The organism is Brevundimonas vesicularis (assembly GCF_032067225.1).
GTDB lineage: Bacteria > Pseudomonadota > Alphaproteobacteria > Caulobacterales > Caulobacteraceae > Brevundimonas > Brevundimonas vesicularis_F.
This window is the reverse complement of the sequence record NZ_DAMBJX010000087.1, coordinates 1-8,121: the sequence shown is the minus strand read 5'-3', so window position 1 is coordinate 8,121 and position 8,121 is coordinate 1. Positions and strand designations below refer to the sequence as shown.

Sequence of the window (8,121 nt, the reverse complement as noted above, 5' to 3'; positions counted from 1 at the left end):
GCGGATCATAGACGCGAACCGTGACGGCTGTAAATCGCCGCCATACTGATTTCCCGCCAAACGGAGCTGCCATGTCGGCCCAATCCACGCCTGCGACGCTGATCGACGGCAAGGCCTTCTCGGCCGCCCTGGTGGAACGCGTCGGCGCGGCCGTCGCCCGGCTGGAAGCCGCGCACGGCGTCAAACCCGGTCTGGCCGTCGTCATCGTCGGCGAGGACCCGGCCAGCCAGATCTACGTCCGCAACAAGGGTGAGACGACGCTGCGCGCCGGCATGCGTTCCGACACCCACCGCCTGACCGAATCTACTCGCCAGGATGAACTGCTGGCCCTGATCGCCCAGCTGAACGCGGATGCCGGCATCCACGGCATCCTGGTCCAACTGCCCCTGCCCGCCCACATCGACGCGACGGTGGTTCTGGACGCCATTTCGCCGGACAAGGATGTGGACGGCTTTCATGTCGTCAACGCCGGTCGTCTGGCCGTCGGCTTGCCGGGTCTGGTCCCCTGCACGCCCTTGGGCTGTCTGATGCTGCTGAAGGATCAACTCGGCGATCTGTCGGGCCTGAACGCCGTCATCGTCGGCCGTTCCAACATCGTCGGCAAGCCGATGGCGCAACTGCTGCTCGGCGAAAGCTGCACGGTCACCATCGCCCATTCGCGCACGCGGGACCTGCCCGACGTCTGCCGTCGCGCCGACATTCTGGTCGCCGCCGTCGGTCGGCCCGAGATGATCAAGGGGAACTGGATCAAACCGGGCGCGACCGTCATTGACGTGGGCATCAACCGCGTTCCCTCGGCCGATCCCGTCAAGGCCGCCGAGGGCAAGACCCGCGTCGTCGGCGATGTCGCTTTCAAGGAGGCGGTCGAGGTCGCAGGTCGCATCACCCCGGTGCCGGGCGGCGTCGGCCCCATGACCATCGCCTGTTTGTTGGCCAACACCTATTCGGCCGCCTGCCGCCTCAACAATATCCAACCGCAGCCATTGGACGCTTGATGCATTCATTGGGCCGGTGAATAGTCCCGCTCAACGGCGCTATCGCCGAACGGGAGATGTCATGGTCCGCCTCAACGCTCGCGCCGCCGCTCTGACCGGCGCTCTTATGATCGTCCCCGCCGTGGCGGGCTGCGGCTACAACACCATTCCGACCAAGCAGGAACGGGCCGAGGCGGCCTGGGCCGACGTGCAGAGCCAGTATCAGCGCCGAGCCGACCTGATTCCAAACCTGGTCGCGACGGTTCAAGGCGCCGCGATCCAGGAACGCACCACCCTGACCGACGTGATCAACGCGCGCGCCCGCGCCACCTCGGTCAACGTCTCGGCCGACGACCTCGATAATCCGCAGGCCTTCCAGCAGTATCAGGAGGCCCAGGGCCAACTGTCCGGCGCCCTGTCGCGCCTGCTGGTGACGGTCGAAGCCTATCCGCAACTTCAGGCCAACCAGAACTTCCTGACCCTGCAGTCTCAGCTGGAAGGCACCGAGAACCGCATCCAGATCGCGCGTCGCGACTACAATGAGGCCGTCCGCGACTACAACACGACCCTGCGCACCTTCCCGCAGGTGATCTGGGCCAAGACCCTGCATGGCGGGTCGCAGCCGATGCAGTTGTTCACCGCCACCGCCGCCGCCCAGTCGGCGCCGCAAGTCAACTTCAACCTGAACGCCCCGCCCGCCAACGCCTCGGCGCCCGGCGGCGGCGCGCCGGCCGTGGCGCCAGGCGCGACCCCGCCCGCCCAGTGACGACGCTTCAAGCGGGGGCGCGGCGTTCGCCGGGCGTCGCCGCCCTCCTTTTTGGCCTTCTCATCGCCTTGCTGCTCGTCCTTCCGGCGGCCGCGCAGAGCAAGATCGACTTCCCGCCCCTGACCGGCCGTGTGGTCGATCAGGCCAATCTGCTCGATCCCGCGACGGAACAGGCCCTGACCGAAAAGCTGGCGGCGCTGGAAGCCAGTTCGACCGACCAGTTGGTCGTCGTGACGGTCAACAGCCTTCAGGATCAGGAGATCGAGGACTACGGCTATCAGTTGGGTCGCGCCTGGGGCATCGGTCAGAAGGAGAACGATAACGGCGCCTTGCTGATCGTCGCACCGAATGAACGCAAGGTCCGCGTGGAGGTCGGCTATGGGCTGGAGCCCATTCTGACCGACGCCTTCTCGTCTCAGGTCATCCGCAACGACATCCTGCCGTCGTTTCGAGACGGCGATTACCAGGCCGGGGTGATCAAGGGCGTCGACGCCCTCATAGCTCAGTTGTCGCTCGACCCGGCGGAGGCGCAGGCGCGCGCCCAGGCCGCCGCGGCCGAGCAAGCCGACACCAAGAGCGAATCCGTCATTCCGCTGGTCATCATCGCCGGGCTTTTCCTGTTCATCTTCTTGATCGCCATGCGGTCCGGGCGCGGACGACGCAGCAATGCCAGCTCAGTCCTGTTGTGGGCCGCGTCAGAGGCGCTGCGGAACTCCGGCAGAGGCGGCGGCGGTTGGGGCGGCGGCGCTGGCTTCGGCGGCGGCGGGTTTGGCGGCGGCGGCGGCAGTTTCGGCGGCGGCGGCGCCTCGGGGGGATGGTGATGCAGATCACGGACAACGACCGCACCCGCATTGCCGAAGCCATAGCGGCGGCCGAGCGTCAGACGTCGGGTGAAATCTTCTGCGTCGTCGCGCGTCGTGTCTCGACCTATGTGGACGTCAGCCTGGCTTGGGCGGCGGCGATGGCGCTTTTGGCCCCAATCGTCTTCGTTCCGTTCGTGCTAAATCTTCGCTGGCCCAGCGATGGCTGGGAGGCGGCCCACCAGGCCGCGCAGGACGCCACGACGGCTCAGGCTCTGGGCCTTTATGCCCTGTCGCAGGCCGTCGTCTTCGTTGCTGTCTTTCTGCTGACCCGTATCCCAGCCGTGCGCCGTCTCGTGACGCCCGCCGGCGTCAGGCGCGGCCGCGTCAGGGAGGCCGCCTTGCAGCAGTTCATGGCCCAAGGCGTCCATATCACGCGCGAGCGCACGGGCGTGCTGATCTTCGCGGCCATGGATGAACATCAGGTCGAACTGATCGCCGATGAAGGCATCTACGCCAAGGTCGATGAGGACGCCTGGGCTCAGGCCGTCGCCGTCCTCACCCGCGAACTGCGCGCCGACCGCCCCGTCGATGGCTTTGCCGCCGCCATCGGTCTGTGCGGCGAGGTTCTGGCCCGCCATTTTCCGCCACGCGCCGACAATCGCAACGAGTTGCCCGATCATCTGATCCTACTCTGATCGTCGCATCGGGGTCGCATTCGCGGGTCAGAAGGCCTAGCCCACGGTCAACGTTCAAACAGCCGCCAGCTCATGCCTCGCCTCCTTACCTACAATGTTCACCGCTGCGTCGGCACGGATCGCCGTCTGGATGTCGGCCGGGTCGTCGCCGTGATCGCCGAATTCGAGCCGGACATCGTCTGCCTGCAGGAACTGGATGTCGGCCGCGCACGGACGGGCGGCGTCGATCAGGCCGAGGCGATCGCCGACGGTCTGGCCATGACCTCGCGTTTCCATCCAGCGATGCGGGTCGAGGCGGAACAGTACGGCGACGCCATCCTGACCCCGCATCCCGAACGGCTGATCCGCGCAGGCGCCCTGCCGACCGTGAGCGGCATTCCGGGGCTGGAACCGCGCGGGGCGATCTGGTCGGAAATCGAGATCGACGGCACGGGCGTCAACGTCATGAACACCCACCTGGGCCTGGTGCCACGCGAGCAGCGTCTTCAGGCCGCAGCCTTGGCCGGATCCGGCTGGGTCGGTGGATGCGAGGGACCGATCCTGCTGGCCGGCGATTTCAACGCCACTTCGATCACCCGCCCCTACCAGACCCTGTGCCGCAGCCTGCAGGACTGCCAGCGTCAGTTGGGCCAGAAACCCAGCGTAAAGACCTTCCCATCGGCCTTCCCCGCCATTCGCATCGACCACTGTTTCGTCAGCCCGCATATCCGCATCCGCGCGGTGCGGTCCGCCTTCTCGCCCCTGGCCCGCGTCGCTTCGGATCACCTGCCGCTGATCGTCGATTTCGAGGTCGTTCAACCCGGCGCGTGACCGCCCTCGGACGCTGGTCGCGTGCGTTGCGAACGGTTCAGACGCTTCCAAGGCCGCCAGGCGTCGCTGGACGACGTCGGGTCGCCGAACTGCCATTCGGCGAACATCCGCTGGATGCGCGTCGGCGGTTCTGAGCCCAGCGGCTTCAGCCGATCGGTTTCAAAGTTGCAGATCGCCTGCCCCACCGAGCCGAAGACGCCCTCGACCGCCGCATAGTCTTCCGTCGCGACGCCCAGCCAATGGGCGATCGTCCGGTGACGGTGCGCCGTGATAAAGGCCCGACCGGCGGCGTCGACAGGCTCAGCGGCGATGTCGCATTCTGTATCCAGGCCCATCGACCGGTTGTTCAGATTGGTGGACCCGATCCGCAGAAGCCGATCATCGATAATCGTCACCTTGGCGTGGACGATGATCCGGTCGCCGTCGGCGGTCAGCGGGGCGAAGGCGAAGAAGCGGTTGTATTTGTCCGCCTGCTCCAGCCGGTGCAGCACCTCGGCCCGCGCCGTGTCCATGGTCATGCTGTCGAACCAACTCGGGCTCTTGGCGGTCGAGATGACGATGACCTGCGGTCCATCCACTTCGGCCAGTCGTTCGGCTAATGCGGCGGCGATGACCGGCGAGGTGAAATACTGGTTTTCGATATAGATCAGCCGCTTGGCGCGCCGGATTGATTCCAAGTGCAAGGCTTCGCTCTCGCGCACCTCCTGACGCCCCGACCATTTCGGCTCTGTGCGGGCGATGCCGACGGGCACGTCGGTCATCTGCACCGGCACGCCGTCAGGCCAGGGATCGTCCTCGACCTCGTCCGCGATGGTGCGCTCCCACGTCGCCTTGAACCAGCGTTCGCGCGCCAGATCGCCCAGCGCACGCGCCGCAGGTCCGTCCATCACGCTCATCACCTCGTGACGCGCCTTGCAGATCAGGCCGCTAGGCAGGGCGCGGCGCGGGTCGCCGTCCAGATGTTCGTCGGAATCCCAGCGATCGGTCGAGATGTCGCCGCCGCCGCAAAAGGCCACCTTGTCGTCGATGACCACCACCTTCTGGTGATGACAGGCGCCGATAGGACCGGGGGAATCGAGCCGGAACTCAACCATCCGCTTACGGAACCAGCGCTGCGCCTTGTGCGGATAGAATCCTTGCGACGCGGCGATCAGTAGCGGCGATTTCCAGATGAGCAGTCGCACATCTAGGTCCGGCTTCTTCTTGACCAGCATCCGCAGCTGGCGACCGATTTCCGCCGATTTGTCGCCGGGCCGCGTCTCCGGATCCAGATGAGTGCGTGGATCGAACTGCCATCCCAGCAGCACGATGGAGCGTTGCGCCTTGTGAATCGCAGACGAGAGGGCGTCGAAATAGGCTTCGTTTTCCATCAGCACCGAAAAACGGTGCGCGACGGCGGACGTCCACAGGGCGGGCCCCGGCTCCAGCAGACTGCCTTCGTAACTGTCGCCGGCTAAAGTCATGCGACCTATCTGTCTGATTCGCGTGACATGGTGTCGAAGCGCCTGCATCCTCCGTTCCACGCGCGAGTCCTTCGGTCAATCTTTCAGGGCGGGATTGTGACGTTCGCCGATTTGGCGCATAAGGAGCGTAGCTATACAGGCTGCGAGGGAGGGTAGAATGCAGGCGCTTGTCGAACTGATCGCTGGCTTCATCGCCCTGCTGGCCGCCGCCGTCCTGACGCAGTTCGGCGTCGACACCCACAACCCCAACCACGGCGACCGCGAAGTGCGCCGTGTGGTGGAGTGTCGCGACACCGGTTCCAACGCCACGCTGCTGTCCGAATCCAAGCGCGACTGCTGAACCCGGCGGCGCTTTGCGCGCTGCGTGACGCGGTTCATCGACAGGTTGCGGGCTTGAGTCGGTTTCGTCCGCATCGATCATGCTCTAGGGTTTCATTGGCGCTGTCGGACGCCCGCGTAGAGATCGAGTTTTTGAGCTTATGAAGTCTCCCAAACGGCCGCCGCTGAAGCTGACCGACGACGAGGCCGTCGCGCCGGTCGATCTGTCGACCTCGGACGAAATGCCGGTAGAGGAGGCGACGCATTCGCTCGACCCGATCCCCGAGCCCGATTTCGAGATCGTGCAGCCGACGTTCGAGCCGCCGATGTCGGAGCGCCGCCGCCGTCGCCTGCTGGAAGAGCAGCGCCAGGCCGAGGAACGTGCCTTTGCCGCCGAACGCGGCGCCGCCCCCGTCAATGCGAAACCGACGCCAGAGGCTCCTGTCGATATGGCCGTCACCGCCGGTCAGCCGCCCGCGCCGTTCGAGCTGTCCAAACCGCCAGCTGTGAAAACCGTTCAAGCCAAGGCCCAGGGCGAGCCGTCAGGGCGCCACGCCTATGTGATTGCGGGCGTCGCCTCAGCTCTGTGGATCGGCGGCGTCGCCTCCTGGGCCGCTTACGAGTTCGGCGCCGGCGGGGCAGAACTGGATCCGCTGCGAATCGCCATCTACGCCTTGATCGCCCTTGCCCCTGCGGGCCTGGCCATCATGCTGGCCCATGCCGTCCGACAGGGCGCGGGTCTGGCCGCAGAGACGCGTCGCGCCCGGCAACTGGCCGAGGCCTTGGTCGCCCCGACCGCCCTGGCCGCCCAACAGACCGGCGAGGTGCTTCAGTCGCTGCGTTCCGACATCGATCACGCCACCCTGGCGGCGGAACGCGCCCGCAACGACATGGCCCTGCTTCGAGAGGCACTGGCCCAGGAGACAACGCGCCTGAACGAGGCGGCCGAGAACGCCGGCCGCACCGCGCGTCGTCTCACCGAAAACTTGGGCCGCGAACGCGACCAGATGCAGACACTGGGCATCCATCTGGATACGCAGGCGTCGGGTGTCATCGACGCCGTCGAGCGGCAATCGCGCATGGTCGCGGACGCCTCTGATTTGGCTCAGGCGCAACTTCGCGAAGCCGAGGCCGCCCTCGCCGCCCGCGCCGCCGACCTCGCCGCCGCCGCAGGCGAAGCCCAAGACGCCGCCCGCGTGGCGTCCGACGATCTGGCGCGCCAGACCATCCGACTTGAGAACGCCGGTTCGGGCGTCGCCGAGCAGATCCAGTCCGTCGAGGAAGGCCTCAGCCAGCAGCGCGCCGCCCTGGTCACCGCCGCCTACGCCCTGCGCACCGATCAGGAGGACTTCTCCGCCCAGGTCGAAAGCCAGCGCGCTCAGCTGATCGAACATCTTTCCGCCACGCGCAGCGCCGCGGGCGATCTGGATCGCACCACCCAGACCTCGGTCGAGTCCATGCGCGATCTGGTCGAGGCGGCCACCGACCAGTTCCGCGCTCTCGTCGACATGTCGCAACGCGAGGCCGACGGCTTCGATTCCGCCACCAAGCTCGCCCTCGACCGCTTCGAGGCCCTGGCGGCCGAGGCGCGCGACGCCCTCATGGAAGAGACACGCCGCGCTCTGGAGCAGATGCGCGCCACGGCCGAGGATTCTCGCGCCGCCGCCGCCGACGCCGCCGAACAGGCGCGTCTGCGCACCGACCGCCTGGGCGAATCCTTGTTCGACGCGGCCCAAAAGGCCGACACCGCCGCCGACGCCCGCATCGCCGACGCCCGCCGCATCGTCACCGAAACGTCCGGCCTGGTCGAAGAGACCGGCGAGCGGATGGTCAGCCGCCTGGAAACTCTGGTGGCACGCCTCAACAGCGCCTTGTCGGAAATCGACACCGCCGTCGCCGACATCGACGAACGGGCCGCGCGCCTGCCTCAGGAAGCCCGCGCCCGCGCCGACGCCGTACGCGCCACGGTCGAGGAAGGCCTTGCCTCCCTTTCGGCCGCGTCGCGCAAGGCGGCCGAGGACACCGAGGCGCTGGATGTCGGCTTCCAGGATCGCGTGCGCCGGAACTACGACATGCTGACCGAGGCCGTGCGTTTGATGGGCGTGGTGTCGGGCGATACGACGCCGGCGCGTCGTCGCGAGCCGGCCGCAGAGATCGAGGCCCGGCCCGAACCTCGTCCCGAGCGCCGGACCGATCGCCCAACGCCTCCCGCCTCGCCGCCCGCCGAAGAGCGGCGGTTCGGTCTGCGCAGCCGCCTGCGGCTCGAACCCGCAGAGACGCCCCCGCCGGCGA

Annotated in this window: 8 protein-coding genes; 7 read left to right on the top strand and 1 reads right to left on the bottom strand. The window is 67.1% G+C overall.

Annotated elements, in window-relative coordinates:
• Window positions 1-71 precede the first annotated feature (71 nt).
• From RT123_RS14930 to RT123_RS14910, 5 genes are all read left to right on the top strand, one after another.
• Window positions 72-995 (top strand): bifunctional methylenetetrahydrofolate dehydrogenase/methenyltetrahydrofolate cyclohydrolase, encoded by a 924-nt coding sequence (locus RT123_RS14930; RefSeq protein ID WP_313009970.1) that lies wholly within the window; start codon window positions 72-74, stop codon window positions 993-995.
• 61 nt (window positions 996-1,056) lie between these two features.
• Window positions 1,057-1,740, top strand: coding sequence for a LemA family protein (locus RT123_RS14925; RefSeq protein WP_313009969.1), 684 nt, complete (start codon window positions 1,057-1,059; stop codon window positions 1,738-1,740).
• Window positions 1,737-2,561, top strand: a complete 825-nt coding sequence (locus tag RT123_RS14920; RefSeq protein WP_313009968.1) for a TPM domain-containing protein — start codon at window positions 1,737-1,739, stop codon at window positions 2,559-2,561. Before RT123_RS14925 ends, RT123_RS14920 begins: the two co-directional genes overlap by 4 nt.
• Window positions 2,561-3,238, top strand: a complete 678-nt coding sequence (locus tag RT123_RS14915; protein ID WP_233156356.1) for a TPM domain-containing protein — start codon at window positions 2,561-2,563, stop codon at window positions 3,236-3,238. Before RT123_RS14920 ends, RT123_RS14915 begins: the two co-directional genes overlap by 1 nt.
• Before the next feature lie 72 nt (window positions 3,239-3,310).
• A complete protein-coding gene (locus RT123_RS14910) occupies window positions 3,311-4,048 on the top strand; it encodes an endonuclease/exonuclease/phosphatase family protein (RefSeq protein WP_313009965.1) in 738 nt (245 codons plus the stop codon).
• Here the strand turns inward: RT123_RS14910 and RT123_RS14905 are convergent.
• Window positions 4,033-5,511 (bottom strand): phospholipase D-like domain-containing protein, encoded by a 1,479-nt coding sequence (locus RT123_RS14905; RefSeq protein WP_313009964.1) that lies wholly within the window; start codon window positions 5,509-5,511, stop codon window positions 4,033-4,035. The genes RT123_RS14910 and RT123_RS14905 overlap by 16 nt on opposite strands.
• Before the next feature lie 157 nt (window positions 5,512-5,668).
• Here RT123_RS14905 and RT123_RS14900 point away from each other — a divergent pair, with 157 nt between their 5' ends.
• Complete coding sequence (locus RT123_RS14900) at window positions 5,669-5,851, top strand: hypothetical protein (protein WP_039247996.1); 183 nt, start codon at window positions 5,669-5,671, stop codon at window positions 5,849-5,851.
• A 139-nt stretch (window positions 5,852-5,990) separates the two neighbouring features.
• The coding region (locus RT123_RS14895) for a tipN (protein ID WP_313009963.1) at window positions 5,991-8,121 on the top strand (2,131 nt) is incomplete at its 3' end.